Annotated in this window: 21 protein-coding genes, 1 other RNA gene and 1 pseudogene; 12 read left to right on the top strand and 11 right to left on the bottom strand. The window is 75.3% G+C overall.

Going from position 1 to position 26162, the window contains the following annotated elements; translation table 11 throughout:
* Window positions 1-318 precede the first annotated feature (318 nt).
* An RNA gene (rnpB, locus tag ACSLIC_RS06200) (RNase P RNA component class A) lies at window positions 319-720 on the bottom strand.
* A gap of 134 nt (window positions 721-854) precedes the next feature.
* Here rnpB and yaaA point away from each other — a divergent pair.
* Window positions 855-1661 (top strand): peroxide stress protein YaaA, encoded by an 807-nt coding sequence (gene yaaA, locus ACSLIC_RS06205; RefSeq protein ID WP_436736676.1) that lies wholly within the window; start codon window positions 855-857, stop codon window positions 1659-1661.
* Window positions 1662-1739: 78 nt separating this feature from the next.
* Window positions 1740-2390 (top strand): bifunctional 4-hydroxy-2-oxoglutarate aldolase/2-dehydro-3-deoxy-phosphogluconate aldolase, encoded by a 651-nt coding sequence (gene eda / locus ACSLIC_RS06210; RefSeq protein WP_436736677.1) that lies wholly within the window; start codon window positions 1740-1742, stop codon window positions 2388-2390.
* Between the two features lie 167 nt (window positions 2391-2557).
* Here eda and ACSLIC_RS06215 read toward each other — a convergent pair whose 3' ends face one another.
* Genes ACSLIC_RS06215 through ACSLIC_RS06225 form a run of 3 tightly spaced genes read right to left on the bottom strand, consistent with a single transcriptional unit; the run spans window position 2558 to window position 5276 of the window.
* Window positions 2558-3670: a bifunctional RNase H/acid phosphatase gene (locus ACSLIC_RS06215; protein WP_436736678.1), complete on the bottom strand. Its 1113-nt coding sequence runs from the start codon at window positions 3668-3670 to the stop codon at window positions 2558-2560.
* Complete coding sequence (locus ACSLIC_RS06220; RefSeq protein WP_436740289.1) at window positions 3670-4413, bottom strand: zinc ribbon domain-containing protein; 744 nt, start codon at window positions 4411-4413, stop codon at window positions 3670-3672. Before ACSLIC_RS06220 ends, ACSLIC_RS06215 begins: the two co-directional genes overlap by 1 nt.
* Window positions 4410-5276: a Nif3-like dinuclear metal center hexameric protein gene (locus ACSLIC_RS06225; RefSeq protein WP_436736679.1), complete on the bottom strand. Its 867-nt coding sequence runs from the start codon at window positions 5274-5276 to the stop codon at window positions 4410-4412. The genes ACSLIC_RS06220 and ACSLIC_RS06225 overlap by 4 nt, the downstream gene beginning before the upstream one ends.
* 263 nt (window positions 5277-5539) lie before the next feature.
* Here ACSLIC_RS06225 and ACSLIC_RS06230 point away from each other — a divergent pair, with 263 nt between their 5' ends.
* Window positions 5540-6649, top strand: coding sequence for a hypothetical protein (locus ACSLIC_RS06230; RefSeq protein ID WP_436740290.1), 1110 nt, complete (start codon window positions 5540-5542; stop codon window positions 6647-6649).
* 46 nt (window positions 6650-6695) lie between these two features.
* Window positions 6696-6860, top strand: a complete 165-nt coding sequence (locus ACSLIC_RS06235) for a hypothetical protein (RefSeq protein ID WP_436736680.1) — start codon at window positions 6696-6698, stop codon at window positions 6858-6860.
* 341 nt (window positions 6861-7201) lie between these two features.
* Here the strand turns inward: ACSLIC_RS06235 and ACSLIC_RS06240 are convergent, their stop codons facing one another.
* The 4 genes from ACSLIC_RS06240 to ACSLIC_RS06255 all read right to left on the bottom strand — a co-directional run bounded on the left by ACSLIC_RS06240 (window position 7202) and on the right by ACSLIC_RS06255 (window position 11841).
* Window positions 7202-8755 carry an MFS transporter gene (locus ACSLIC_RS06240; protein ID WP_436736681.1) on the bottom strand — a complete coding sequence of 518 codons (1554 nt, stop codon included), beginning with the start codon at window positions 8753-8755 and terminating at the stop codon, window positions 7202-7204.
* A 298-nt stretch (window positions 8756-9053) separates the two neighbouring features.
* A complete protein-coding gene (locus tag ACSLIC_RS06245; protein WP_436736682.1) occupies window positions 9054-10235 on the bottom strand; it encodes a hypothetical protein in 1182 nt (393 codons plus the stop codon).
* A gap of 197 nt (window positions 10236-10432) precedes the next feature.
* Window positions 10433-11626 (bottom strand): acyl-CoA dehydrogenase family protein, encoded by a 1194-nt coding sequence (locus ACSLIC_RS06250; RefSeq protein WP_436736683.1) that lies wholly within the window; start codon window positions 11624-11626, stop codon window positions 10433-10435.
* A gap of 77 nt (window positions 11627-11703) precedes the next feature.
* Window positions 11704-11841 (bottom strand): hypothetical protein, encoded by a 138-nt coding sequence (locus tag ACSLIC_RS06255; protein ID WP_436736684.1) that lies wholly within the window; start codon window positions 11839-11841, stop codon window positions 11704-11706.
* Window positions 11842-12152: 311 nt separating this feature from the next.
* Between ACSLIC_RS06255 and ACSLIC_RS06260 the strand changes: the two genes are divergently transcribed.
* The 4 genes from ACSLIC_RS06260 to ACSLIC_RS06275 all read left to right on the top strand — a co-directional run bounded on the left by ACSLIC_RS06260 (window position 12153) and on the right by ACSLIC_RS06275 (window position 16705).
* Window positions 12153-13907: an MFS transporter gene (locus tag ACSLIC_RS06260; protein ID WP_436736685.1), complete on the top strand. Its 1755-nt coding sequence runs from the start codon at window positions 12153-12155 to the stop codon at window positions 13905-13907.
* A gap of 92 nt (window positions 13908-13999) precedes the next feature.
* Window positions 14000-14665 (top strand): class I SAM-dependent methyltransferase, encoded by a 666-nt coding sequence (locus tag ACSLIC_RS06265; protein WP_436736686.1) that lies wholly within the window; start codon window positions 14000-14002, stop codon window positions 14663-14665.
* 67 nt (window positions 14666-14732) lie between these two features.
* Window positions 14733-15611 (top strand): N-acetylmuramoyl-L-alanine amidase, encoded by an 879-nt coding sequence (locus tag ACSLIC_RS06270; protein ID WP_436740291.1) that lies wholly within the window; start codon window positions 14733-14735, stop codon window positions 15609-15611.
* 203 nt (window positions 15612-15814) lie between these two features.
* A complete protein-coding gene (locus tag ACSLIC_RS06275; RefSeq protein ID WP_436736687.1) occupies window positions 15815-16705 on the top strand; it encodes a hypothetical protein in 891 nt (296 codons plus the stop codon).
* A gap of 78 nt (window positions 16706-16783) precedes the next feature.
* On the opposite strand, the gene ACSLIC_RS06280 is transcribed toward ACSLIC_RS06275, so the two are convergent.
* From ACSLIC_RS06280 to ACSLIC_RS06290, 3 genes are read right to left on the bottom strand one after another with little or no spacing between them, the layout of a single operon-like run.
* Window positions 16784-17851, bottom strand: coding sequence for a prenyltransferase/squalene oxidase repeat-containing protein (locus tag ACSLIC_RS06280; RefSeq protein ID WP_436736688.1), 1068 nt, complete (start codon window positions 17849-17851; stop codon window positions 16784-16786).
* A complete protein-coding gene (locus ACSLIC_RS06285; protein ID WP_436736689.1) occupies window positions 17848-18582 on the bottom strand; it encodes a class I SAM-dependent methyltransferase in 735 nt (244 codons plus the stop codon). Before ACSLIC_RS06285 ends, ACSLIC_RS06280 begins: the two co-directional genes overlap by 4 nt.
* Window positions 18576-19970 carry a glycosyltransferase family 4 protein gene (locus ACSLIC_RS06290; protein WP_436736690.1) on the bottom strand — a complete coding sequence of 465 codons (1395 nt, stop codon included), beginning with the start codon at window positions 19968-19970 and terminating at the stop codon, window positions 18576-18578. Before ACSLIC_RS06290 ends, ACSLIC_RS06285 begins: the two co-directional genes overlap by 7 nt.
* A 482-nt stretch (window positions 19971-20452) precedes the next feature.
* Between ACSLIC_RS06290 and ACSLIC_RS06295 the strand changes: the two genes are divergently transcribed.
* The 4 genes and pseudogenes from ACSLIC_RS06295 to ACSLIC_RS06310 all read left to right on the top strand — a co-directional run.
* Window positions 20453-21688 carry a prenyltransferase/squalene oxidase repeat-containing protein gene (locus ACSLIC_RS06295; protein ID WP_436736691.1) on the top strand — a complete coding sequence of 412 codons (1236 nt, stop codon included), beginning with the start codon at window positions 20453-20455 and terminating at the stop codon, window positions 21686-21688.
* Window positions 21685-22395: an SCO2322 family protein gene (locus ACSLIC_RS06300; protein WP_436736692.1), complete on the top strand. Its 711-nt coding sequence runs from the start codon at window positions 21685-21687 to the stop codon at window positions 22393-22395. Before ACSLIC_RS06295 ends, ACSLIC_RS06300 begins: the two co-directional genes overlap by 4 nt.
* Window positions 22396-22407: 12 nt before the next feature.
* Window positions 22408-23541: a CbiQ family ECF transporter T component gene (locus ACSLIC_RS06305; protein ID WP_436736693.1), complete on the top strand. Its 1134-nt coding sequence runs from the start codon at window positions 22408-22410 to the stop codon at window positions 23539-23541.
* Window positions 23542-23605: 64 nt separating this feature from the next.
* Window positions 23606-25315, top strand: a pseudogene (locus ACSLIC_RS06310) (ABC transporter ATP-binding protein); the annotation flags it as partial.
* Between the last annotated feature and the right edge of the window lie 847 nt (window positions 25316-26162).

Consider the following 26162-nt stretch of genomic DNA (forward strand, 5'->3'; position numbering starts at 1 on the left):
TGGTCAGTCCGGTAGAGGGCCGACACGGCCGCTCGCACTTCCGCGATCACGGACCCGCCGTGGAAGGGCATGCGGCCTCTGTGCACGTGCCGAGGCCCGGGGCAGGGCGCCGGCAGGCTCCGGCGTACCCCGCAGCCCTACGGCTATCGGGGCGAGGCCGACCATCCGGCCACGACTGGGAAGCCTCGTCTCCGCCGGGCGTCTCCAACGGACTTTCGAGCGACTGTCCGTCGCCCGCAGCAGCAACCTACTGAAAGATCAGAAAGGGCCTCCGACGCAGGTCGGAGGCCCTTCCGCAAGCAAAACCGCTGGTGGCGGCAGACGAGTCGGGCTGTACGCCGGGTTCTGTCGCCCGGGAGCCTCGCGGCTTCCGGGGAGACGGCCATCCATCTAGGACCGGCATTGCTGCCGGCCTCGTGCGGTCTACCCGCGGACTCGGGCGAGCAGCCCTCAGGCGTCCGCGCAGGGCCGCCTCTCGGCGGCCCCTCTTGACCTTGCTCCGGGTGGGGTTTACCTAGCCGCCTGAGTCACCTCAGGCGCTGGTGGTCTCTTACACCACCGTTTCACCCTTACCGAGGGCCGAGGCCCCCGGCGGTCTGTTCTCTGTGGCACTGTCCCGCGGGTCACCCCGGGTGGGCGTTACCCACCACCCTGCTCTGTGGAGCCCGGACGTTCCTCGGGGAGATCCGGAGATCTCCACGCGGCCGTCCGCCCGGCTCGTCTGCCGTGCGCCCATGGTACCCGCAGGCCGGGGCGGTGAACGCGGCGCGGCCCGTGCGAAGGGCCCATTACGCTGGCGGGGGCGGCCTTGGCGGGCCGCCCCAGGGGTCCGTCGTCGCCGAAGGAGTCACATCGTGCTCGTGCTGCTGCCGCCGTCCGAGGGGAAGGCCGCCTCGGGGCAGGGCTCGCCGCTGAAGCTGGAGGAGCTGTCGCTGCCGGGACTCACCGGTGCCCGGGAAGCCGTCCTGGACGAGCTGGTGGAGCTGTGCGCCGTCGACGAGGAGAAGGCGCGGACCGTCCTCGGGCTCAGCGAGGGGCTGCGCGGTGAGATCGGCAAGAACGTGGAGCTGCGCACCGCCGGCACCCGCCCGGCCGGGGAGATCTACACCGGCGTGCTCTACGACGCGCTGGGCCTGGCCACCCTCGACGAGGCGGCGGCGCGGCGGGCCGAGCGGTCGCTGCTGGTCTTCTCGGGGCTCTGGGGCGCGGTACGGCCGGGCGACGCGATCCCCTCGTACCGCTGCTCGATGGGGGTGAAGTTGCCGGGGCTCGGGGCGCTGGCTGCGCACTGGCGCGGGGCGATGGCCGAGGTGCTGCCCGCTGCGGCGGGCGGCGGCCTGGTGCTGGACCTGCGCTCGGCGGCGTACGCGGGGGCGTGGAAACCGAAGGGCGAGGTGGCCGAGCGTACGGCGACGGTGCGGGTGCTGCACGCGCGGATGGTGGGCGGTGTGGAGAAGCGGTCGGTGGTCAGCCATTTCAACAAGGCGACCAAGGGGCGGCTGACCCGTGACCTGCTGGCGGCGGGGGCGGAGCCCGAGGCCCCGGCGGAGCTGGTGGAGGCGCTGCGGGAGCTGGGGTACGTCGTGGAGGCGCGCGAGCCGGAGAAGGCGGGGGCGGCGTGGGCACTGGACGTGGTCGTGACCGACGTCCACGGGCGCTGAGCCCACTCCCACTCCCGCGCGTTGCACTGACTGCAACGCTCTTTGCACGGTGTGCGTACCGCCCGTCATCATGAGCCCATGAGCCCTACGCCCTCGCCCTCCCTCGATCCCGCCACCGCCTCCGTGCTGGACCTGGCCCCCGTCCTGCCCGTGGTGGTCGTGGACGACCCGGCGGACGCGGTGCCGCTGGCGCGGGCGCTGGTGGCGGGCGGGCTGCGAGCGGTCGAGGTGACCCTGCGGACGGCCGGGGCGCTCGACGCCGTCCGGGCCATCGGCGCCGAGGTGCCTGAGGCCGTGGTGGGCGCCGGGACCGTGGTGTCGCCGAAGACGGTGGAGGCGGCGGTCGCGGCGGGGGCCCGTTTCCTGGTCAGCCCGGCGTGCACCGAGACGCTGCTGGCCTCGATGCGGGCGTCGGGGGTGCCGTTCCTGCCCGGGGTCTCGACCGCCTCGGAGGTGCTGGCGCTGCTGGAGCGCGGGGTGCGCGAGATGAAGTTCTTCCCGGCCGAGGCGGCGGGCGGGATGCCTTACCTGAAGTCGCTGGCGGGGCCCCTGCCGCAGGCGCGGTTCTGCCCGACCGGCGGGGTGTCGCCCGCCAACGCCCCGGCCTACCTGGCGCTGCCCAACGTCGGCTGCGTCGGCGGTTCCTGGATGCTTCCGGCCGACGCCGTCGCCGCGAAGGACTGGGCCCGCGTGGAGCGGCTGGCCCGCGAGGCGTCCCAGCTGCGCTGAGCCGCCCCGGCCGCACGGCCTTCCCGTCGCGGGGGCAGGGTACGCGCCAGGTCCGGCGGCACGGCGCGCACAGCCCGTGGCCACCGCCGAGCCGACCGCCCGCGCGGGAACGCCCGCCGCCTCGGGCCTCCTTCGAGGAAGGTCCGAGGCGGCGTCGCGCACCGGCGTCAGCGCAGGTGGCCGGTGTCGTTCAGCAGGCGGACCGAGGCGTTCCCGTCGGCGTAGTACGCGATCTCCGAGAGGGAGGCGGCGGCCAGCTCCATGCGGAACAGGGCCTGCCAGGGCGCGTCGAGCGCGAGCCGCACCAGCGTCTTGACCGGGGTGACGTGGCTGACCAGCAGGACCGTACGACCGGCGTGGGCGAGGCGGAGCCGCTCGCGGGCCTCGGCGACGCGGGCCGCCACCCCGTCGAAGGACTCGCCGCCGCCCGCGGGCGCCACGTCGGGTGAGGCGAGCCAGGCGGTCAGCTGATCCGGCCAGCGGTCGCGGACCTCGCCGAAGGTCAGCCCCTCCCAGGCGCCGAACGCGGTCTCGCGCAACCCCTCGTCCACGGTGACGGGCAGTCCGAGCCGGCCCGCGACGGCCTCGGCGGTCTCCCGGCAGCGCCGCAGCGGGGAGCTGACGACGGCCTCGACGGTGCCGCGCGCGGCGAGTGCCCCGGCGGTACGGGCGGCCTGGTGGCGGCCGGCCGCGGAGAGCGCGGGGTCGCTGCCGCCGCTGCCGGAGAACCGCTTCTCGGAGGTGAGCGCGGTCTCGCCGTGGCGCAGCAGCAGGAAGGTGGTGGGGGTGGAGAGGTCCGGCGGGGCGGCGGCCGGCGGTGGCGCCGCCGCGGGGAGGTCGGCCGTGGAGGCGGCCGGGTTCCACCGCTCGCCTCGGGCGCCCGCGTCCATGGCCTCGTTGGCGAGGCGGTCGGCGTGCTGGTTCTCGGCCCGGGGAATCCAGGTGTAGGTGACCTGACCGGGCGCGAGGACCTCGGCGGCCTCGGCGGCCAGCCGCTGGAGGCCGGGGTGCTTGATCCGCCAGCGGCCCGCCATCTGCTCGACGACGAGCTTGGAGTCCATCCGGACCTCGACCCGCGCCTCGGGGTCGAGGTCGCGGGCGGCGTGGAGTCCGGCGATCAGGCCGCGGTACTCGGCGGTGTTGTTGGTGGCGGTGCCGAGGAACCCGGCGGCCTCGGTGAGGGTCTCGCCGGTGGCGGCGTCGACGACGACCGCGCCGTACCCGGCGGGCCCCGGGTTGCCCCGGGACCCGCCGTCCGCCTCGACGGCGAACTGCCGCATCAGACGCCCGAGTCGGCCGTACGGACGAGGATGCGGCGGCAGTTCTCGCAGCGCAGCACGGTGTCGGGGGCGGCTGCCTTCACCTCGTTGACCTCGGTGATGTTGAGCTCCAGGCGGCAGCCCTCGCAACGGCGCTGGTAGAGGCGGGCCGCGCCGACGCCGCCCTGCTGGGCGCGGAGCTTGTCGTAGAGGGCGAGCAGGTCGGCCGGGACGGAGCCGGCGACCACGGCCCGCTCCTTGGTGGCGGTGGCCGCCTCGGCCTCCAGCTCGGCGGCGGCAGCGTCGCGGCGGGCGGCCGTCTCGTCGATGCGGGTCTGCACGGAGGCGGCGCGCTCGGTGAGTTCGCCGACGCGCTCCTGGGCGGCCTCGCGGCGCTCCATGATCTCCAGGACGATCTCCTCCAGGTCCCCCTGGCGCCTGGCGAGCGAGGTGATCTCGCTCTGCAGGCTCTCCAGGTCCTTCGGGGAGGAGACGGCGCCGGAGTCCAGGCGCTGCTGGTTGCGGGCGGCACGCTGGCGGACCTGGTCGACGTCCTGCTCGGCCTTGGTCTGCTCACGTCCGCAGTCGCTCTCCTCGGTCTGGGAGGCGACGAGCAGGTCCCGGAGCTGGGCGAGGTCCTTGGTGAGCGACTCGATCTCGGCGTGCTCGGGCAGGCCCGAGAGCTTGTGGGCGAGCTGGGCGAGGCGGGTGTCGAGTTCCTGGACGTCCAGGAGGCGGATCTGGTCGGCGGGCGCGGCGTTCAGTTGGGGGCTCCAGAGGATTCGTGGGAAACAGAGGGGGCGGACGCCGCGTGGGCGGTCCAGGGGTCGGTGACCGTCGACGAGACGAAGGTCCTCAGTCCCCAGCCGTGGCGTTCGGAGACCGCGTCGAGCTGCGTGGCGGCCAGTTCGCACCAGGGCCATTCGGTGGCCCAGTGCGCCGCGTCGACCAGCGCGGGGGCGTCGGGCCGCTGGGCGGCCTCGGACGCGGGGTGGTGGCGCAGGTCGGCGGTGAGGAACGCGTCGACACCGGCGGCACGGACGTCCTCGAAGAGGCTGTCGCCGGAGCCGCCGCTCACCGCGATCCGGGTGAGCGGGGCCTCGGGGTCGCCGGTGGCGCGGACGCCCTGCGCGGTGGCGGGCAGACGCTCGGCGGCCAGGGCCGTGAACGCGGCCAGGGTCATGGGGTGGGCCGGCTCGCAGATCCGCCCGAGACCTCGGCGGCCGTGCGGGTCCTCGGGGTCGGGGACCAGGGGGCCCAACACGCGCAGGCCGAGCGCGCCCGCGAGGGCGTCCGAGACGCCGGGGTCGGCGCGGTCGGCGTTGGTGTGGGCGACGTGCAGGGCCACGTCGTTCTTGATCAGGCTGTGGACGACGCGGCCCTTGAAGGTGTCGGCGGCCACCGTGGTGGTGCCCCGCAGGTAGAGGGGGTGGTGGGTGACGAGGAGGTCGGCGCCGGTCCGGATCGCCTCGTCGGCGACCTCCTGCACGGGGTCGACGGCGAAGAGGACGCGGCTGATCTCGGCGTCCGGGTCTCCGCAGACCGTGCCGACCGCGTCCCACTGCTCGGCCAGGGAACGGGGCCAGAGGGCGTCCAGGGCGGTGAGGACTTCTGAGAGGCGGGGCACGGGGGCAAGGCTACCTGGGGACCGGGCCTGCCTCGGGTGCCGGTGCGACCGTCCCCTCTCCGCGGGCCGCCGCCGACCGCGAGGAGTGCGGCCACTCTTTGGGGTGAATCGGAAGGATAAACGGTGCCACCGGGGCGCATGGGGTCACTAGCTTCGTCGCCGGAGGTGACGGCCCGATGACTACGGGTGTTTGTGCCATCGAGAGTGCTCCCCCTGATACCGGTGAGCGTGGTTCCCCGGCAGGGGTGGGGGCGGCGGTACGGGTGGGGCCCGACACGGTCCCGGCCGGGTGCGTGTTCGCCGCAGACGGTTCGTACGCGGCGCGGCTGACCAGGGAGGGGCCGTCCTGGTACCCCGAGCGCTGGACGTTCGGAGCGGAGCCGTACGCCGTCGCGCTCGCCGGAAACCAGCCGGAGGAGCCGGGGACGGAGGTACTGCCGCTGGCCGACGGGCAGGTGCTGATCCACCGGACGCCGGCGGGCCTGCACACGTTCTCGCTGCTGTACCCGACGGGCCCGGCGACCGGACCCGCGACCGGGCGGCAGACCGGTGAACGCCCGCTCGGGTCGGTGGAGTGCCCCGCCCTGTCGCTGCTCCCGGCGGCGCCGGACGGGGCCACGGCGTACGCGCTGGCTCCCGGCGAGGGGAGCACCGCGGTGTGGCGGGTGGCGGGAGGCGCCTTCGGCCCGGAGCACGTGACGGAGGTCCCCGGATTCTGCGCGGGCGGGGCCTGGCTCGACGCCTCGGGGCGGCTGCTGGCGCTGGACCAGGAGCGGGGCGGGGTGACGAAGACCGTGGTGGTGGATCTGGGGCGGGATGGAGAAACGACTCCGCTGCTCCAGATCGCCGAACGCAGCAACGACCGGCTGCTGCTGGCCGATGCGGAGAGCGGGCTGCTGCTGGTCCGCTCCGACGCGGCGGGGGAGGAGCGGATCGGCTGGGGGGTGCTCGGCAGCATGCAGCCGGTGCGCTTCCCCCGCTGCCTGCGCGCCCCCGACCTGCTGCTGACACCGTTCGCGGTCCAGCCCGGGCAGCTCCTCACCCCGGAGGCGTGCGCGGTCGCGTTGCGGATGGACGGGCCGGGCGGCACCGGTATCGGCCTGTGGCGCCCGACCAGCCGGCACGTGGTGGGGCTGCCGCCGCCGGAAGGGTGGCTGGCCGGCGCGGGCCGCTGGACACGCGCGGGCGTCCTGCGACTTCCGTACGCCACCCGGAACGTGCCGTGCGGCGTGGCCGACGTGCCCTTCCCCGCCTCTGCCTCGGAACCTGTCGAGGGCCTCGTGCCCGGAGAGCCCGAAGCGGAACCCCCTCCGGCGGCGCGCCCGGTACCGTTGCGGGAAGCTCCGCTGACGGGGCGTGCGGTAGTTGGTTAAACTCGCCCGGCTGTAAAGATCCATTGCGTTACGGGGTGAGTTGTCCATGACCAGGACCAGCACGGAGAACGAGGCCACGCCACCGCAGATCCAGGAGCCCGCACCGGGCGCCGGGAAGCACCGTGGCCCCGCCGCCGGGAACGACGAGGGGTCGGCCCCCAGGGGCCGGCACCGCAAGCCCTCCGCGAGCCAGGAGCCCGAGGCGGCCTGAGCACGCTCGCGACGTCCCGCGGACACGCGTACGGAAGTGCCCCGGCCGAGTCGGCCGGGGCACTTCCGTCTGTACGGGAGACGGCGCCGTGCGAGCACCGGTTGACATTCGTCCTGCCGGAGTCCGTGCATGCGCCTCCGCCCAGGGGCCGGGCTCGGTCGTAGCTCCGGAGCATGACGAGGCATCAGGCGGGGGACGGCGCACCGGTGACCGGCGCTTCGGGCGAGGGCGCGTCTCGTGCGGGAGCGGCGGGGCCGCCGGTCGCGGTGCGGTTCAGCGGGGTGGTGCGACGGTTCGGTGGGAGCCCTCGGGCAAGTGCGCCCGGACGGCGCCCAGCCGCCTCACCCGTGTGCGGCCCCCGGGGTGTCGCCGCGGGCGGCCGTGGGGTTGGTCTCGGGCGTGGGGACGTCGGGGACCGGGGCCGAGGCCGGGTCCGAGGCGGTGGGCGTACCCGAGCCGGTGGAGGTGGCGGAGGTGCGGCGGGGTTCGCGGGGGAGCCGGATCAGGCCCAGGACGAAGGCTCCGACGAGCATGAAGGCGGCGGTGCGGAAGGCGAGGGCGTAGCCGTCGGTGAGGGCCTCGGGGTCGGTGGCGCCCCCGGTGGCGGAGGCGGCGACGGTCGACAGGACGGCCAGGCCCAGGGCACCGCCCATGGTGCGGGAGGTGTTGATGAGGCCGGAGACCAGTCCGGCGTCGCGCGGGTCGGCGCCCGAGACGGCCAGGGAGGCGAGCGGGGTTCCGGCGAGGCCGGCGCCGGCCATCATGACGACGCCGGGGCCCAGGATGTCCCCGAGGAAGGTGCCGTCGGCCCGCATCGCCGACTGCCAGCCGAACCCTGCCGCGGCCAGGCCGGTGCCGAGGAGGACCACTGGCCGGGCCCCCAGGGAGCGCATCAGCGCGGGGGCGAGTTTGGCGCCCGCGACCACCGCGAGGGAGCTGGGGATCAGGGCCAGGCCGGCCGCCAGCGGGGAGTAGCCGAGGACGTTCTGGGCGTACAGGGTCATGAAGAACCACATGCCCATCATCGCGGCGCCGCTGATGATCATGACGGCGTTGGCGGCGGAGACCGAGCGGACCCGGAAGAGCTTCAGCGGCATCAGCGGGGCGCGGGACCGGGTTTCGACCAGGAGGAAGCCGAGGATCAGCAGGACGGCGACAGCGAGGGCGGCCAGGGTGCCGGGAGCGTCCCAGCCCTGGGCCTCGGTCTCGGCGATGCCGTAGGCGAGGACGGCGAGTCCGGCGGTGACGAGGACGGCGCCGGGCAGGTCCAGGCGGCGGCCGGTGGTGGCGCGGCTCTCGGTGAGCCAGCGGGCCGCCGCCGCGAGGACGGCGATGCCGATGGGGACGTTGATGAGGAGGACCCAGCGCCAGGACAGGCCGTCGGTGAGGACACCGCCGACCAGGCCGCCTGCCGCGCCGCCGCCCGCGCCCACCGCCGACCAGGTGCCGATGGCGCGGGCCCGCGCGGGGCCTTCGGGGACGGCGGAGGTGAGGAGGGTGAGCGTGGACGGGGCGAGGACCGCGGCGCCCAGGCCCTGGACGGCACGGGCCGCGAGGAGTTGCCAGCCCTCCTGGGCCACTCCCCCGGCCAGCGAGGCGGCGGTGAAGACGGCGAGGCCGACGAGGAACATCCGCTTGCGGCCGTAGAGGTCTCCGGCCCGGCCGCCGAAGAGCATGAACCCGGCGAAGGCGATGGAGTAGGCGTTGACCACCCATTGGAGGCCCGTGGCGCTCAGCGCCAGGTCCTCACGCATCGAGGGCAGGGCGACGTTGACGACGGAGACGTCGAGCACGACGAGGAACTGCCCGGCGCAGACGGCGAGGAGAACCGCCCAGGTCGGAGGGGTACGACGGCCCGCGGGGCGCGCGGGATCGGGATGGGGGTGGTCGGCCATGCCTGTCATGGTCGCAGGCCGGACGTGGCCCGTACACCGGGATATGGGGAGACCGGGACGAGGGACCACCCGCCGGACGAAGGGACGTAGGCCCCGAGGCCGAGGCGGTCGCGGTCCCGGGGCGGCGGCGGGCGCCGGTAGCGGGTCGGCGGGGCGGCCTGCGGTTCCTGACCGCGGAAGCGGAGGACTGGCCCCGTCACTCGTACCAGCGGTGTGGCTTCCGGGTCGTCGGCCGTCCCATTGTTTCGAACAGGACTGAGCATGGCCGGACCGCCGGTGCGGCGGGCTCCCGGCGGTCTCAGTCGCCCTCCCCCGGCGCGGGCGGTCCTTCCGGCGTCCGGGCCCCCTGCCCCAGTCCGGCGATGAGTGCGTCCGCCAGGCCCTCCTTGCGGATGCGGAGGTCGACGTAGACCAGGGCGGCGGTGAGGTGGGTGAGGATCATGGCCGCGACCTGGACGACCGAGCCCACCACGAAACCGATCGCCGAGGCGGTCAGGATGTCGGTGAAGACCGCGCGCGCCTCCGCGCTGCCGAACCTCCCTGTCTCCGGGTCGATGTCGAGCGGGGCGACGGGCCCCTGGAACGCTCCGGTGACGATCTGCGCGGCCATGCTGACCCCCATCGCCATGAGGCCGGCGAGCAGGAGCAGGCCGAAGGTGCGCCACCAGTCGTCACGGACGAGCCGGGTCGAGCGGCGTATCGCGGCGACGGGGCCCTGGCCCTCGAAGACGGCCGCCGGGGTGGCGAGGGCCAGCCGGACCCACAGCCAGACCGAGACCACGGCCGCGCCGAGGAACAGGAGGGGCAGCAGCGTCAGCCAGGGGCCCACGTCGCCCCGGCCGAGCAGCGCGACCGTGGCCAGGACCATGAAGAGGAACAGCAGCGCGATCGGGATCATCACGGTCAGCCCGCTCAGCAACTGGATGCCGACGACCGTCGGGAAGCGTCGCGTCGCCCTGAGGACCTGGCCGAACCGGGCGGGCCGGCCGAGCACCGCCTCGCGGGTGACGGTGGTGCAGGCCACGGCGACGGCCGCGTTGGCGACCAGCGCCAGCGCCATGACGGCCAACCAGGCGAGGCCGGAGGTCACCAGCACCGAGGTCAGCTCGGAGGTGGGCGGCGCCCCGTCGGCGGAGGTGCCGAAGAGCCGGTCGATCGCGTTCCGCTGCGCGTACCAGCCGCCGTACAGCACGCCGGCCGCGACCACGAGGTACGCGCCGTAGACCACGGCGACCACCCCGAACAGGGCGCCCGGGTAGCGGCGCATCGTCGCGAAGACGCCGCCGAAGAGGTCACCGGCCTGGAGCGGGCGCAGCGGGACGACGCCCGGCTTCGGGGCGGGCGGCGGCCAGCCCCAGCCCCACGGCGGGGGTCCGCCCCAGCCCGGCGGCGGGGGCGGTGGCCCCCACGAGGGCCCTCCGGGCCGTCCCGGTCCCGGCCCGCCGCCACCGTTGCCCGGCCCTGGCTGTCCGTACGTCATCTGCGTCCCCCTGTCGGCAGCGCGCGTTCCCCTGACCGCGCTGGTGGCTTTCCGGCCGGCGGGCGCCCTGCGTCGTACTCCCCCGTCGCGCTCCCCGCACCCTCCGGAGCTTCCAACGTATCCGCAGGTCAGCGGCGGAGGGGAGGGGGAGAGCCCGGACCGTTACCAGCCCGATGCGGGGCGGGGAGGGCGCACGGTCAGCGGAAGGCGGCGTGGCCGGTGAGGGCCTGGCCGAGGGTGAGGGTGTGCATCTCGGTGGTGCCCTCGTAGGTGAGGACGGATTCCAGGTTGTTCATGTGGCGGATGACCGGGTACTCCAGGGAGATGCCGTTGGCGCCGAGGATGGTGCGGGCGGTGCGGCAGATCTCGATGGCCTCGCGGACGTTGTTGAGCTTGCCGAAGCTGATCTGGGCGGGGTGGACGCCGTTCTCGCTGTCCTTGAGGCGGGCGAGGTGGAGGGCGGTGAGGGTGCCCTTGTGGAGTTCGAGGGCCATGTCGACCAGCTTCTGCTGGGTGAGCTGGAAGGCGGCGATGGGCTTGCCGAACTGCTCGCGCTGCCCGGCGTACTCGGCGGCGGCCCGCCAGGCGGAGCGGGCGGCGCCCAGCGCGCCCCAGACGATGCCGTAGCGGGCCTCGTTGAGGCAGGTCAGGGGCGCGGAGACGCCGCGGGCACCCGGGAGTTCGGCCGTGGCGGGCAGGCGGACGCCGTCCAGGACGAGTTCGCTGGTGACGCTGGCGCGCAGTGACATCTTCCGCTTGATCAGGGGGGCGGAGAAGCCGGGGGTGCCGGTGGGGACGACGAAGCCGCGGATGCCGTCGTCGGTCTGGGCCCAGACGACGGCGACGGCCGCCACCGAGCCGTTGGTGATCCACGTCTTGCGTCCGTCGAGGACCCAGTCGCCGCCGTCGCGCCGGGCGCGGGTGCGCATCGAGGCGGGGTCGGAACCGTGGTCGGGCTCGGTCAGGCCGAAGCAGCCGATCGCCTCGCCCGCCGCCATCCGCGGCAGCCACTCCCGCTTCTGCTCCTCGGAGCCGAACCGGTGCAGGGCGTACATGGCGAGCGAGCCCTGCACCGAGACGAAGGAGCGCAGGCCGGAGTCGCACGCCTCCAGCTCGCGGCAGGCGACACCGTAGGCCAGCGCGCTGGTGCCGGCGCAGCCGTACCCCTCCAGGTGCATGCCGAGCAGCCCCATCTCCCCGAAGTCGCGGGCCAGTCCGGGCAGATCGGGGATCTCACCACGCTCGAACCAGTCGCCGATGTGCGGGGCGATCCTGTCGTCGCAGTACTGGCGGACGGTGTCGCGGACCGCCCGGTCCTCCTCGCCGAGGAGCGCTTCGAGGCCGAGCGGGTCGACGGGGTCGAGCGGGGCGCGGCGGGTGCTGGCGGACATGCGGTCTCCCTGTGGGTCGGGGACGGGTGCGGTACGGGGGTTCGGCGGATTCGGAACCGGGCGGGCCCAGGGGGGCGTCAGGGCCCGGGAGCGCCGAGGGCGCGGGCCGACTCGGCCGGGTCGTCGCCGAGTTCGGCTCGGACCTCGCAGCGGCCGACGACGCGGACGCCGGCGAGCGGGCCGGGGCGCCCCCGTGCGGGTGCGGGCTGCTGCATGCGTCCTCCACTGGTGGGCGGCAGGGTCCGGCCCGGCCGGGTGGCGTGGTGCGTCGCGCGACGGGGTCACTCTGCCCGAGCGGATCGGGTCGGGTCCATGACCGAGGCCGGGTCCGGGCTCCGTCGCGCTCCCCCGGTGCGCCCCCTGACGCGTCCGGTGCGGGGGCGTGTGCCTCCAAGGCGCCCGCCCGGTGAGCGTGGCGGCGGGGAATAGTGGAGCCGTCAACCGGCTTCTCCGTACATCTAGTTGGCGCGGTGGTCCGGTGACCGCCGTCCGCTGCCCGTCTTCCGAAGCACTCCAGGAGGTCCCCTTGCCGCAGGTCCCCGATCCGGTCCCCGCCTCGAAGGTCCCGCCCACCCCGTCCGGCGGTGGTCAGGGGATCGTCGCCGTCCTCGCCTTCGCGGGGATCACGGTGGCGGTGATGCAGACCCTGCTGGTGCCGGTCATCAAGGACCTGCCGGTGCTGCTGGGGACCGGCGTCGCCGACGCGACCTGGGTGATGACGGCGACCCTGCTGGCGGGGGCGGTGGCGACGCCGGTCATGGGGCGGCTCGGCGACCTGTACGGCAAGAAGCGGCTGCTGCTGCTCTGCCTCGCCGTGATGGTGGGCGGGTCGGTGCTGTGCGCCCTCACCTCGGAACTGGTGCCGATGATCGTGGGCCGGGCGCTCCAGGGATTCGCGATGGGCGCCATCCCGCTGGGCATCGGCATCATGCGCGACGTGCTCCCGGCCGAGCGGCTGCCCTCGGCGATGGCGCTGATGAGTTCCTCGATAGGCGTCGGCGGCGGCCTCGCCCTGCCCGCCGCCGCGCTGATCGCCCAGCACGCCGACTGGCACGCCCTGTTCGTCGCCGCCGCCGTCCTCGGCGCCGCCGCCCTCCTCCTGGCCTGGCGGGTCTGCCCGGAGAGCCCGATGCGCGCCGAGGGCCGCTTCGACCTGCCCGGGGCGCTGGGTCTCGCGGCCGGTCTCGTCTGCCTGCTGCTGCCGGTGACCAAGGGTGCCGAGTGGGGCTGGACGGCTCCGGCGACGCTCGGCCTGTTCGGCGCGGGCGCGCTGGTGCTCACCGGCTGGGGGCTGCACCAGCTGCGCTCCCCCTCACCCCTGGTCGACCTGCGCACCAGCGTCCGGCGCACGGTCCTGCTGACCAACCTGACCTCGGTCATGCTCGGCGTCGCCTTCTACGCCGTCTCCCTGGTCCTGCCCCAACTGGTGCAACTGCCCACCGCCACCGGCTACGGCCTGGGCGAGTCGATGGTCGTGGCCGGCCTGTGCATGGCCCCGCTGGGCCTGACGATGATGCTGGTCTCCCCGCTCTACGCGCGCCTGTCCACCCGCTACGGGCCCCGGACGACACTGCTGCTGGGCATGGCCGTGATCCTGCTCGGCTACGGCGGCGGGCAGGCGCTGCTCTCGGCGGCCTGGCAGACCGCGGTGATCGCGGCGGTCCTCGGCGCGGGGATCGGCCTGGCGTACTCCTCGCTGCCCGCGCTGATCATCGGCGCCGTCGACCCCCGGGAGACCGGTGCGGCCAACGGCCTGAACACCCTGATGCGGTCGGTCGGCACCTCCCTGTCCAGCGCCGTCATCGGCATGGTGCTGGCCGGCACGGCCGTCCCGTTCGGCGGGGTGGAGCTGCCGTCGATGACCGGGTTCCGGCTGGCGTTCCTGATCGCCGCGGGAGCGGTCGGCGCCGGCGCGGTGCTGGCCTTCTTCCTCCCGGCGGGGGCGCAGGCCCGGCCGGAGCCCGCCGACGCCCCGGCGCGGCCCGCGCCCGGCGAGCCGTACGCGCTGACCGGGCGGGTGTGCGACCCCGACGCGGTGCCCGTCGCCCGGGCCAACGTCACCCTGCTCACCCCGGGCGGCGTCCAGACCGGACGGACCACCGCCGACGAGGCGGGGGCGTTCCGGCTGACGGTGCCGGGGCCCGGCCGGCACCTCCTGGTCGCCTCGGCGAGCGGGCACACCCCGCGCGCCCTGGCGGTGCACACCGACGGGGTCACCGCGCCGGACCCCGTGGAGCTGGTGACCGGGCGGCTCCGCGCGGGGGCGGCGCTCACGCCCTGACCTGCGGCCCGGGACGCCCCGCCGGTCCGCGCGCCGGGGGCGTGCGGCACGATGGGGCGGCCATCGCCCCCTCGCGTACTGGAGCGTCCCGCATGGAACAGCAGGCCGTCGCCGCCCCCGACCCCGCGGTCCTCGCGGCGTTCGAGAACGCCAAGGGCTTCATGCCCGCCGACGAGGGGCTGGCGCTGTACGCGGCGGCCGTGGAGGCGGCGGGTCTGGGGCTGCCGCTGCTGGAGGTCGGCACGTACTGCGGGCGCTCCACGGTGCTGCTGGCCGACGCGGCCCGGCGGGCGGGCGTGCTCGCGCTCACCGTCGACCACCACCGGGGCAGCGAGGAGCAGCAGCCCGGCTGGGAGTACCACGACCCCGAGGTGGTGGACCCGGTGGTCGGCCGGATGGACACCCTGCCGACCTTCCGCAGGACGCTGCACGCGGCGGGCCTGGAGGAGCACGTGGTGGCGCTGGTCGGCCGCTCCCCGCAGGTGGCGGCGGTGTGGCAGGGCGCGCTGGGCCTGGTCTTCGTGGACGGCGGCCACACCGACGAGCACGCCGGTGCCGACTACGAGGGCTGGGCGCCGAAGGTCGCCGACGGCGGCCTGCTGGTGATCCACGACGTCTTCCCCGACCCGGCCGACGGCGGCCAGGCGCCGTACCGCGTCTATCTGCGGGCACTGGAGTCCGGCGGGTTCACGGAGGTGTCGGTGACGGGTTCGCTGCGGGTGCTCCGCAAGGCGGCGACGGACGCCGGGCGCCGATAGCATCGCGGGCGTGTCGTACGACGGGGAAGCAGACGAGGGGCGCCGCGCGGGTCGCCGGTGGGGGCTGGTGGCCGCGGGGGCCGTGGTGCCCGCCGCGCTGGCCGGATGGCTGCTGTGGCAGGCCGTGGGCGACGGTGGGGACGGCGGCTCGGACGGGCGGGGGGCCTCGGCGGGCGCTTCGGCCCCGGCCTCCGAGGAGCCGTCGCGGGCGCCGGAGGCCGAGCCCTCCGAGGCGGAGCCGCCGAAGAAGCCCTCCCCCGGCGCCTCGGGCCCGCTGGCGGGGAAGACCGTGGTCGTCGACCCGGGCCACAACCCGGGGAACCGGGACCACACCGCCGAGATCAACCGGCAGGTGGACGTGGGGACGCACCGCAAGGAGTGCGACACCACCGGCACCGCCAGCGACGACGGTTACGCCGAGGCGGAGTTCACCCTCGACGTGGCGCACCGGCTACGCGACCTGCTCGAAGAGCGGGGCGCCACCGTGAAGTTGACCCAGGACGGGGACCGGCCCTTCGGCCCGTGCGTGGACGAGCGCGCCCGGATCGGGAACGAGGCGAAGGCCGACGCGGCCGTCTCGGTGCACGCAGACGGGTCCACCGCCGCCGGCCACCGGGGCTTCCACGTGATCCTCCCGGCGGCCGTACGCGGCGGCGGCGCCGACACCCGGCCGATCATCGCCGACTCCCGGCGCCTCGGTGAGCGCATCGCGGGCAAGCTGGTGCGGCGCACCGGTTCCGCCCCCTCCAACTACATCGGAGACGGCACCGGCCTCGACGTCCGCGACGACCTCGGCGGTCTCAACCTCTCCACGGTCCCCAAGGTCTTCGTGGAGTGCGGGAACATGCGCGACGCCGAGGACGCCGCCTTGCTGAAGGACGCCGGCTGGCGCCAGAAGGCGGCGCTCGGCATGGCCGACGGCATCACCCTCCACCTGCGCGGGTAGGGGTCCGGACGGCCCTGGGAGATCCGGCCGGGGGAAGGCCGTACAGGTCTTGACAGACCTTCTTTCCCGGCAGACACCCCACGGGGACGGACGGTAGTGTCCTCCGTACGATGGGGGGTCACCCCCCACGCTTCGCACCGGCACTGCGCCAGGGCGACAGCGGACGCCCACTCGACCACGAGACGACTGACGAAGGACCTGAAGTGAATATCCGCTCTCTCACACGAGGCGACGGCGTGGTGATCGTGGCAGCGGTGCTGCTGTTCGTCGCCTCGTTCCTCTCCACCTGGAGCTGTGACGGCTCAGCCTGCGCGGGCGTGGAGCTCCCGATGGCGTGGGACAACGGAGCCCTCGTGATGGGTGTCTACCTCGCCGGCGTCATCGGGGCCGCCCTGATCGTGGTGGCCCGGATGCTCCCCACCCCCCTCAAGGTCGCCGGGATCGGCCTCGGCCAGGCCGGCGTCGTCATCTCGGTCTTCGCCGCGTGGAGCGCGCTCGGTGCCATCTTCGACCCGGGCGGCTCGCTGGACGGCAGCGCGGGCCCGGACGCGGGTGCCGGCCTCGTCCTCGGCCTGATCGCCGCCCTGGTCCTGGCGGGCGCCGCCGTGGCAACCCCCCTGGTCCCGGCCCTCAAGGGCGCTCTCATCGGCGCCCCCAAGCCGCAGACCCCGCAGCCGTACGGCGGCGGCCAGCCGCAGGGCGGATACGGCTACCCGGGCGCCCAGCAGCAGCCCTACGGCACGCAGCCCGGCCAGTCCCCGTCGTACGGCGGCCAGCCCTTCGACGCCCAGCAGCCCCAGGCCCAGCAGCCGCATCCCCAGGCCCAGCAGGCGCAGGCCCAGCAGGCGCCCCAGCCGCAGCAGCAGGTGCAGCCCCAGGCGCCCTCGCAGGGCGGGGAGTTCGCCCCGTTCTGGTTCGCGGTGCCGGTGTCCCGGCCGCTCTACGGCGAGGACGGCGCGCCGACGCCGATCGCCGAACTCGCCCCGGGCAACTGGTACCTGGCGGTCGAGCAGCGCGGTGCGGCCCTGATCGCGCAGACCCAGGAGGGTCGTCGCGGCGTCCTCCAGGACACCACGGGCATCCAGCGCGGCTGACCCCGTACACGCGAAGCGGCCCCGCCTCCGGAGGAATCCGGGAGCGGGGCCGCTTCGTGTGTACGGGCCGGGTGCGGGTCAGCAGCACTCGGGGGCGAGGCCGACGGGGAGCCGGGTCCCGGAGAAGACGGCGCAGGTGGGCTCGTCGCCGCCGAGCGCGGCGACCGCGAGGAGCAGCGATCCGGCGGTCCAGCTGGTGAGTTCGCGCGGCCAGACCGCCTCGTCCTCGAAGACGTACCCGGTCCAGTACAGGCCGCTCTCCGCGTCGCGCAGGTGCTGGACGGACTGGAGGATCTCCAGGGCCCGGTCGGACTCGCCCATCACCCAGAGCGTCAGGGCCAGTTCGCAGCTCTCCCCGCCGGTGACCCACGGGTTGGGCACGACGCAGCGCACGCCGAGCTTGGGGACGACGAAGCGGTCCCAGCCCCCGTCGATGCGGGCCTTGGCCTCGGCCCCGGTGACGGCGCCGCCGAGGACCGGGTAGTACCAGTCCATCGAGTAGCGGTTCTTGTCGAGGAACCGCTCGGGGTGACGGCGTATCGCGTGGGCGAGGAGGCCGGTGGCCAGTTCCCAGTCGGGCTGGGGCTCCTCGCGCTGCTCGGCGATGGCCAGGGCGCAGCGCAGCGCCTGGTGGATGGAGGAGGAGCCGGTGAGCAGCGCGTCGGTGACGGCGGTGCCGTCGGCCTCGCGCTTCCAGCCGATCTGCCCGCCCGGCTGCTGGAGGGCGAGGACATACTCGACCGCGGCGACCACCACCGGCCACATCCGGTGGAGGAAGGCGTCGTCGCCGGTGGCGAGGTAGTGGTGCCAGACGCCGACGGCGACGTAGGCGGTGAAGTTGGACTCGCGGCCCCGGTCGGTGGGCTCCTCGGCGTCGCCGTCGGCGTAGGCGGCGTACCAGGAGCCGTCGGGCAGTTGGTGGCGGGCGAGCCAGTCGTAGGCGCGACCGGCGGCCTCGTGCTCGCCGGCCGCGTCGAGGGCCATGGCGGCCTCGGTGTGGTCCCACGGGTCGAGGTGGTGGCCGCGGAACCACGGGATGGCGCCGTCGGCGCGCTGCACGGCGAGCAGGCCCGCGACGGTGGCGCGGGCCTGCTGCTCGGTCAGGACCCCGGGCAGGACCAGGTGTTCCGTCCGGGGGGAGGTCACTTGGCTGCCGCCGTCGGGGCGTGGGGCTTGGTGGCGTAGGCGACGAAGCTCTTGCCGACGACCGGGTTGAGCAACTGCTCGGTGACCCGGGTCAGCGCGGGCTTCTTCATGATGTCCCAGACCAGCAGCTTGTGGTACGCGCGCACCGGCAGCGCCTTGTCGTTGTCGACGCCGAAGGCGCACTTGAGCCACCAGTAGGGGCTGTGCAGGGCGTGCGCGTGGTGGGTGCCGTAGGGCTTGAGCCCGGCGCCGCGCATCTTGCCGAGGAGTTCGTCGGCCTTGTAGATGCGGATGTGGCCGCCCTCGACCTCGTGGTACGCGTCGGAGAGCGCCCAGCAGACCTTCTCGGGCCCGTGGCGGGGCACGGTGACGGCGATGCGGCCGCCGGGCTTGAGGACGCGGACCATCTCGGCGAGGACGCCCTTGTCGTCGGGGATGTGCTCCATCACCTCGGAGATGATGACGACGTCGAAGGACTCGTCGGGGAAGGGCAGGTTGAGGGCGTCGCCCTCCATCGCGGTGGCGGTGGCGCCGGCCGGGGCCTCGCCGGCCTCCTTCATCGCCGCGAACCAGGTGGCGACCTCGCGGATCTCCTCGCCGTTCCGGTCGAGGGCGACCACCTGCGCGCCGCGCCGGTAGCACTCGAAGGCGTGGCGTCCCGCGCCGCAGCCCAGATCGAGCACCCGGTCGCCTGCGGCGAGCGGGAAGCGGGTGAAGTCGACGGTCAGCACGTGGACCTGCTTTCGCGGTCGGGTCGGGCGGTGGTGGCCGGGGCGGCGGGGCGGCTCGGGCTCCCGGCGATGGCCTGGCGGTAGTGGGCGACCGTGCCGAGGGCGGCCTGGCGCCAGGTGAACTTGGCGAGGACCCGGGCGCGGCCGGCCGTGCCGAGGCGGCGGCGCAGCCCGGGGTCGGCGAGGAGCTCGCCGAGGGCGGCGGCGAGGGCGCCGGCGTCACCGGGGGGCACGGCCAGGCAGGTGTCGCCGTCGGTGCCCGCGACCTCGGGGATGGCGCCGCCGGTGGTGGCGACCAGCGGAGTGCCGGTGGCCATGGCCTCGGCGGCGGGCAGCGAGAAGCCCTCGTAGAGGGAGGGGACGCAGGCGATCTCGGCGGAGCGGATCAGGTCGACCAGTTCGGTGTCGCTGATGCCCTTGACGAACTCGATGGCGCCGGCGAGACCGAACCGTTCGATGGCCTGGGCGACGGGCCCGTCCTCGGCGGGGCGGCCGACGACGACCAGGTGGGCCTCGGGGTTCTCGGTGCGGAGCTTGGCGAGCGCCTCCACCAGGTGGACGAGGCCCTTGAGGGGCACGTCGGCACTGGAGGTGGTGACGATCCGGCCGGGCACCTCGGCGACGGACGGGTCGGGCGAGAAGAGGTCGGTGTCGGCGCCGATGTGCACGACGTGGACGCGGTCGGGGCGGACGCCGAAGTGGTCGACGATCTCCTGGCGGGAGGTGCCGGAGACGGTGAGCACCGAGGGCAGCTTCCGGGCGACGCGTTTCTGCATCCGGGTGAACCCGTACCAGCGGCGGACCGAGAGGCGGCGCGTGAAGGAGTCGGCGGCGTCCAGCTCCAGCCGCCGGTCGACGGTGATGGGGTGGTGCACGGTGGTGACGAGCGGGGCGCCCAGCGCGCGGGTGCCGCCGAGCAGTCCGTAGCCGAGCGTCTGGTTGTCGTGGATCACGTCGAACCGCCCGGCGAGGGCCGCGAGGTGGCGGCGGGCGCGCAGGCTGAAGGTGAGGGGCTCGGGGAAGCCCCCGGTCCACATGGTGGCGACCTCCAGCGCGTCGACCCAGTCGCGGTACTCGCCCCGGCCAGGGGTGCGGAACGGGTCGGGCTGGCGGTAGAGGTCGAGGCTGGGCAGCTCGGTCAGCCGGACGCCCTCGTCGAGGACGGGGTACGGCTGGGCGCCGATGACCTCGACGTGGTGGCCGAGGCGGGCCAGTTCGCGGGAGAGGTGGCGGACGTAGACGCCCTGGCCGCCGCAGAAGGGGTCGCCCTTGTAGGTGAGGAGGGCGATGCGCAGGGGCCTGGCGCCGTCGGCGAGGGGGCCGCCCGAGGCCGGTTCCGGGGCGGCGTCCTGTCGTGCGGGGTCCGCCTCCATGGCCTCAGCGGTCACTGCCCGGCCCCCTTCTGCCAGCCCGATGGTCCCGGGAGGTTACGCCGGGACTCCGATCCGCAACAAGTTTCACCGCGGTCGGTCTTGATCGTTCACGAAGCTCCGAATCTACCGGCAGGTAGCTCGTTCAGAACCCCCGGAACAGGTGATTCACACCACGGCCCGCGGCGGGGGCGCCGTACGGGCCCCGGCCCCGCCGCGGGTGCGGGCGGCGGCCCCGGACCGCCCCGCGCCCGCACCGGTAGAGTGGCCGGGTCGTCGTCAGGACCGTGTGAGGGGAAGCCGGTGGGAATCCGGCGCTGACCCGCAACCGTGAGCCGCCCCAGAACCGGGTCGGCGCAGTCGGAATGCCTCACCGGACTCATGACCGGCTCACGCCGCCGGGCACCTCCGGCGGCTGGCACCGTCGAGGCATACGGAGCCGGAGCCCGGCGCCCTCGCGCGCCCGTGCCCGGCTTCCCTGAGGAGAGGGCACTCCACCCATGACCGTCCGTCGCAGCGCCCTGGCGCTCACCGCGCTGACCGCACTGACGGCGGCGTCGGCCGCCTTCGCTCCGGTCGCCGTCGCCGAGGACTCCCCCACTCCCTCCCCGTCGGCCAAGCTCCCGTCGGGCCTGTACGGCGAGGGCGACCCGGCCTACGACGGTGTCTACCGGCAGTCCCTGGCGCTGCTCGCGCAGGACACCGCCGGGGTGGAACCGGCCGCGAAGGCCGTCGACTGGCTGACCGGCCAGCAGTGCGAGGACGGCGGGTTCGCCCCGTTCCGCACCGACCCGTCGGCCGCCTGCGGCGCGAAGACAGCGGTCGACACCAACCAGACGGCCGCCGCCGTGCAGGCGCTCGCCGCGCTCGGAGGCCACGACAAGGCGGTCGGCAAGGCCGTCGACTGGCTGAAGTCGGCCCAGAACGACGACGGCGGCTGGGGGTACGTGGCGGGCGGGGCCACCGACACCAACTCGACCTCGCTGGTGATCGGCGCGTTCGCCGCCACCGGCACCGAGGCCGCCACGGTCGCCTCGAAGAAGGACAGGACGCCCGAGGACGCGCTGCTCGGCCTCAGCCTGGAGTGCGCGGACGGCGGCGCCTTCGCCTTCCAGCCGGAGAAGAACGGCGACCTGTTCGCCAACGAGGACGCCACCGCCGCCGGGGTCCTCGGCGGCCTCGGCTCCTCGCTCGTCGTCACCAGGGGCGAGTCCGCCGCGCGGGCCGCCTGCGAGAAGCCGGCCGACGCCCGCACGGCCGCCGCCAACGGTGCCGCCCACCTCGCCGACGTCCTGGAGAAGGACGGCCACCTGACCTCCGCCATGCCCGGCGCCGAGGACCAGCCCGACGTCGGCAACACCGCCGACGCGGTCACCGCGCTGTACGCGGCCGGGCTGACCGACGCCGCGAAGAAGCCGCTGGCCTGGCTGGAGAAGAACGGGCCGGCCTGGGCGGAGCGCTCGGGCCCCTCGGCGTACGCCCAGCTCGTCCTGACCGCCCATGCCACCGGCACCGACCCGCGCGACTTCGGCGGCAGCGACCTGGTCGCCGGGCTGAACGCCACCGGTCCCGAGCCTCGGTCCGACGCGAAGGGCGCCGCCGGGAGCGGCGAGGAGCAGGCGGCGGACGAGGACGGCTCGCGGCCCGGCGTCTGGTGGATCGTCGGCGTCGGCCTGCTGGTCGGCGCGGGCGCCGGTCTGGTGCTGAGCCTGCGCAACAAGTCCGGCCGCAAGTGACCGCCGGCCCCAGCGCGCCCCGCACCGCCCGCGGCCCCCTGCGGGCGGGGTCCGCGCTGCTCCTCGGGCTGCTGCTCGCCGTGCTGGTGACGGCGCCCGCGCAGGCCGCCGGGTACCGGTACTGGTCGTTCTGGGAGCGCGAGGGCTCCACCTGGAACTACGCCACCCAAGGACCGGCCCAGCTCCGCCCGGACGACGGCTCCGTGCTGGGGTTCCGCTTCGCGGTGAGCGCCGAGGCCGACGCCTCCGCCGCGCCCCGCTCGAAGGCGGGTTTCGCGGAGGTCTGCGCGGGCACCGAGGAGCGCGACGGGCGCAAGCGGATCGCGCTCGTCATCGACTTCGGCACCGCGGCCGACGCGCCGCGGGGCGAGCGCCCGCCGAAGGCCCGTACCGTCTGCGCCGGTGTGAGCGAGGACGCGAGCGCCGCCGACGCGCTGGCCGCCGTCGCGCCGCCGCTGCGGTACGACTCCTCGGCGTTGCTCTGCGCCGTCGCGGGCTACCCGGGGACCGGGTGCGGCGAGCAGGTCCCGGGGTCGGGTGAACCGTCCGCCGAGGAGTCGTCGGACACCGCCGCCGGGTCCGAGCAGTCCGGTTCCGCTTCCGCCTCCGGTTCGGACGGGCCCTCGGCCGGGCTGCTCGTCGGCGCCGGCGCGGTGGCCGTGCTGGGCGTGGCGGCCCTCTGGCAGTCCCGCCGCCGGCGCGGCTGAGCGGCGGTCCCGGTGATGCACGGTCCCGACCAGTCGGCCCGCAGGACGCGCCCGGCGCTGCTCGCCCCGCTCGCGACGCGCTCCAACGCGCTGCACGCCGGGGCGTGGTGGCTGTGGGCGCTGGGCCTGGCCGCCGCCGCGTCGCGGACCCGCAATCCGCTGCTGCTCGCCCTGCTGGTCGGCGTCGCCGGGTACGTGGTCGCGGCCCGCCGCACCGGTTCGCCGTGGGCGCGCAGCTACGGGGCCTTCGTCAGACTCGGACTGGTGATCATCGCCATCCGGCTGCTCTTCGCCCTGGTGCTGGGCTCGCCGGTGCCGGGCACCCACGTCCTGTTCACGCTGCCCGAGGTCCCGCTGCCCGAGTGGGCGCGCGGGGTGCGCCTCGGCGGCCGGGTGACCGCCGAGGGCATGCTGTTCGCGCTCTACGACGCGCTGCGGCTGGCGACCCTGCTCATCTGCGTCGGTGCGGCCAACGCGCTGGCCAGCCCGGCGCGGCTGCTGAAGTCCCTGCCGGGAGCCCTGTACGAGGCGGGTGTCGCCGTGGTCGTCGCGATGACCTTCGCCCCGAACCTGGTCGCCGACGTGCGACGGCTGCGCGCGGCCCGGCGGCTGCGCGGACGTCCCGACCGGGGGCTGCGCGGCCTGTTCCAGGTCGGCCTGCCGGTCCTGGAGGGCGCGCTGGAGCGGTCGGTGGCGCTGGCCGCCGCGATGGACGCCCGGGGGTACGGCAGGACCGCGGCCGTCCCGCCCGCCGTCCGCCGCGTCACGGCCGCGCTGACGGTGGGCGGCCTGATCGGCGTCTGCCTCGGTACCTACGGGCTCCTCGCCGACCGGGGTGGCGGCTTCGGAGTGCCGGTGCTGGCCCTCGGCCTCGCCGCCGCGCTGGCCGGGCTGTGGCTCGGCGGGCGGCGCAGCGTGCGGAGCCGGTACCGGCCGGACCGGTGGGGGGTGCGCGCCTGGGTGGTCGCCGGGTCGGGGGTGGCGGTCGCCGCGCTCCTGGTCCACCTCGGCTCGCTGGCGCCGGCGCAGCTCGACCCGCCGGCGGTGCCCCTGGCCGCGCCGGAACTCCCCCTGTGGCCGGCGGCGGCGATCCTGCTGGGACTGGTCCCGGCCGGCGTGGCACCCCGGCCCCCGGAGGGGACGTGAACGGCGGCGGGACGGTCCGGGGCAGTGCGGTGGTGCGGTGGCAGGGCTCTCGTGGAGGTGCGGTGTGATCAGGTTCGAGGATGTCTCGGTGCGGTACGACGGTGCGCCGGAGCCGACGGTGCGCGGGGTGGGCCTGACCGTCGAGGAGGGCGAGCTGATGCTGCTCGTCGGCCCGTCGGGGGTCGGGAAGTCGACCCTGCTCGGTGCCGTCAACGGCCTCGTCCCGCACTTCACCGGCGGCACCCTGCACGGCCGGGTCACCGTCGCGGGCCGCGACACCCGCTCCCACAAGCCGCGGGAGCTCGCCGACGTGGTCGGCTCCGTCGGCCAGGACCCGCTGGCCCACTTCGTCACCGACACCGTCGAGGACGAACTCGCCTACGCCATGGAGTCGCTGGGCCTCGCCCCCGAGGTGATGCGCCGCCGCGTCGAGGAGACCCTCGACCTGCTGGGCCTCGCCGAACTCCGCGACCGCCCGCTCGCCACCCTCTCCGGCGGCCAGCGGCAGCGCGTCGCGATCGGCTCGGTGCTCACCCCGCACCCCCGGGTCCTCGTCCTGGACGAGCCGACCTCCGCGCTCGACCCCGCCGCCGCCGAGGAGGTGCTGGCCGTGCTCCAGCGCCTCGTCCACGACCTGGGCACCACCGTGCTGCTGGCCGAACACCGGCTGGAGCGCGTGGTGCAGTACGCCGACCGGGTCGCCCTGCTGGCCGCCCCGGGTGCGGAACTGGTCACCGGGCCCCCGGCCGAGGTCATGGCCGTCTCGCCGGTCCGCCCGCCCGTGGTGGCGCTGGGCGGCCTGGCCGGCTGGGACCCGCTGCCGCTGACCGTCCGCGACGCCCGCCGCAGGGCGGCCGGGCTGCGCGAACGGCTCGCCGGGGTACCGGTGCCCCCGCCGGGCGGGGCCGCTTCCGCCGGTACGCCGGGCGGCCTCACCACCCCTCGACGGGAGCGGCGCCGGGGTCTGCTGCGCGGGCTCCTCGGCGCAGGACAGCGCCGTCGGCCGGAGCCCCACGCCGACGCGCCCGAGCCGTACGCCCATGTCTCCCGGCTGACGGTGCGGCGGGGCCGGGTCGAGGCGCTGCGGGAGGTGTCGCTGGAGGTGGCCGCCGGGGAGGCGGTGGCGCTGATGGGCCGCAACGGCGCGGGCAAGTCCACTCTGCTGGGCTCCCTGGTCGGCATGGTCGAGCCCTTCTCCGGCACGGTCCGGGTGGGCGGGCTCACCCCGCACCGGACCCGCCCGCAGGAACTGATCGGGCACGTCGGCCTGGTGCCGCAGGACCCCCGGGACCTGCTCTCGGGCGACACCGTGGCCGCCGAGTGCGCTGCCGCCGACGCCGACGCCGGGGCCGAGCCGGGCACCTGCCGGGCGCTGGTCGCCCGTCTGCTGCCGGGGATCGACGACGCCACCCACCCGCGCGACCTCTCCGAGGGCCAGCGGCTCACCCTCGCCCTGTCGGTCGTGCTCACCGCCCGCCCCCCGCTGATCCTGCTGGACGAGCCGACCCGCGGCCTGGACTACGCGGCCAAGTCCCGGCTGGTCGACGTCCTGCGGAACCTGGTCGCCGAGGGCCACGCCGTGATCCTCGCCACCCACGACGTGGAACTGGCGGCCGAACTCGCCCACCGCGTCGTCATCCTCGCCGAGGGCGAACCGGTCGCCGACGGTCCCACCGCCGACGTCGTCCGCTCCTCCCCCTCCTTCGCCCCCCAGGTCACCAAGATCATGGCTCCTCAGCCATGGCTCACCGTCTCCCAGGTACAGACCGCCCTGGACCGGCGGACGGTGCCCACGGACCCGGCTGCGAGGCCCCGGCCCGCCGCCTCCGAGCCACCCGCGTCCCCACAGGCCCCGCTTCCCGGTGCCGGCACCCAGGAGCAGGTGGCGGCTGAGCGCACCTCGGCCGGGGTGAGGACCGGGCAGCGCGCGAACCCCCGGCAGGACGGTACGGCCGTGCCCCCCGGCCGGGCCGGTGCGGGCCCGCACCTCGCGAAGGAAGGCGCAGACGGCCGAGCTCCTGGACAAGGCCGCCCGTCCTCCGCGCAGGAGGACGAGAGGGCCCCGGCCCCCGGCCGGCCGCCGTACACGCGGCCTGCCTCAGGGCGCGGGAGTACGGCCGCGCACCTCGAAGAACCCGGTGCGGGCCCGAGCGTCCAGAGGGACCGCACGGCCCCGCACCCGGGAAGGGACGGCGCTCACCCGGCCGCCGACGGCGACGACCCGGTCCGCGCGGCACAGAACACGAACACGCCCGCGAGGGAAGGCCGTACGGGGTCGGCCGAGGGCGGAGACCTCGCGCACTCGCCCCAAGGGGACCGCCGCCGTGCGGGCCCGGCCCCTGAGGAAGACCGCGCACGCCCGACCCGCGAGGAGGCCCGCACGGGCCCGGCCCGTCGGGAAGACCGCGCGTACCCGGCCGAGGGAGAAGGCGGCGTCGGCCGCGTCCGAGACCACGGCGGTGCGGCTCGGCTGCCGAAGGGCGACGGCGCGCAGCCGCCCGAGCGGGGCGGCGCGGGACCGGACCCGACGGGACGCACGGGCCCGGTCCCCGGGGAGGAACAGTGATCCGGCGTACGGGGTCCACCGTTCGGAGCGGCGGCACCGCCGCTCCGAAGGGCGT

It is taken from the genome of Streptomyces sp. BBFR102 (assembly GCF_051397025.1).
Lineage (GTDB): Bacteria > Actinomycetota > Actinomycetes > Streptomycetales > Streptomycetaceae > Streptomyces.

Excerpts from the sequence above, each read along its gene's own strand:
- eda (WP_436736677.1), top strand. The coding sequence starts at position 1,740 with ATGAGCCCTACGCCCTCGCCCTCCCTCGATCCCGCCACCGCCTCCGTG.
- ACSLIC_RS06215 (WP_436736678.1), bottom strand. The coding sequence starts at position 3,670 with ATGCGGCAGTTCGCCGTCGAGGCGGACGGCGGGTCCCGGGGCAACCCG.
- ACSLIC_RS06235 (WP_436736680.1), top strand. The coding sequence starts at position 6,696 with ATGACCAGGACCAGCACGGAGAACGAGGCCACGCCACCGCAGATCCAG.
- ACSLIC_RS06240 (WP_436736681.1), bottom strand. The coding sequence starts at position 8,755 with ATGGCCGACCACCCCCATCCCGATCCCGCGCGCCCCGCGGGCCGTCGT.
- ACSLIC_RS06245 (WP_436736682.1), bottom strand. The coding sequence starts at position 10,235 with ATGACGTACGGACAGCCAGGGCCGGGCAACGGTGGCGGCGGGCCGGGA.
- ACSLIC_RS06250 (WP_436736683.1), bottom strand. The coding sequence starts at position 11,626 with ATGTCCGCCAGCACCCGCCGCGCCCCGCTCGACCCCGTCGACCCGCTC.
- ACSLIC_RS06255 (WP_436736684.1), bottom strand. The coding sequence starts at position 11,841 with ATGCAGCAGCCCGCACCCGCACGGGGGCGCCCCGGCCCGCTCGCCGGC.
- ACSLIC_RS06265 (WP_436736686.1), top strand. The coding sequence starts at position 14,000 with ATGGAACAGCAGGCCGTCGCCGCCCCCGACCCCGCGGTCCTCGCGGCG.
- ACSLIC_RS06295 (WP_436736691.1), top strand. The coding sequence starts at position 20,453 with ATGACCGTCCGTCGCAGCGCCCTGGCGCTCACCGCGCTGACCGCACTG.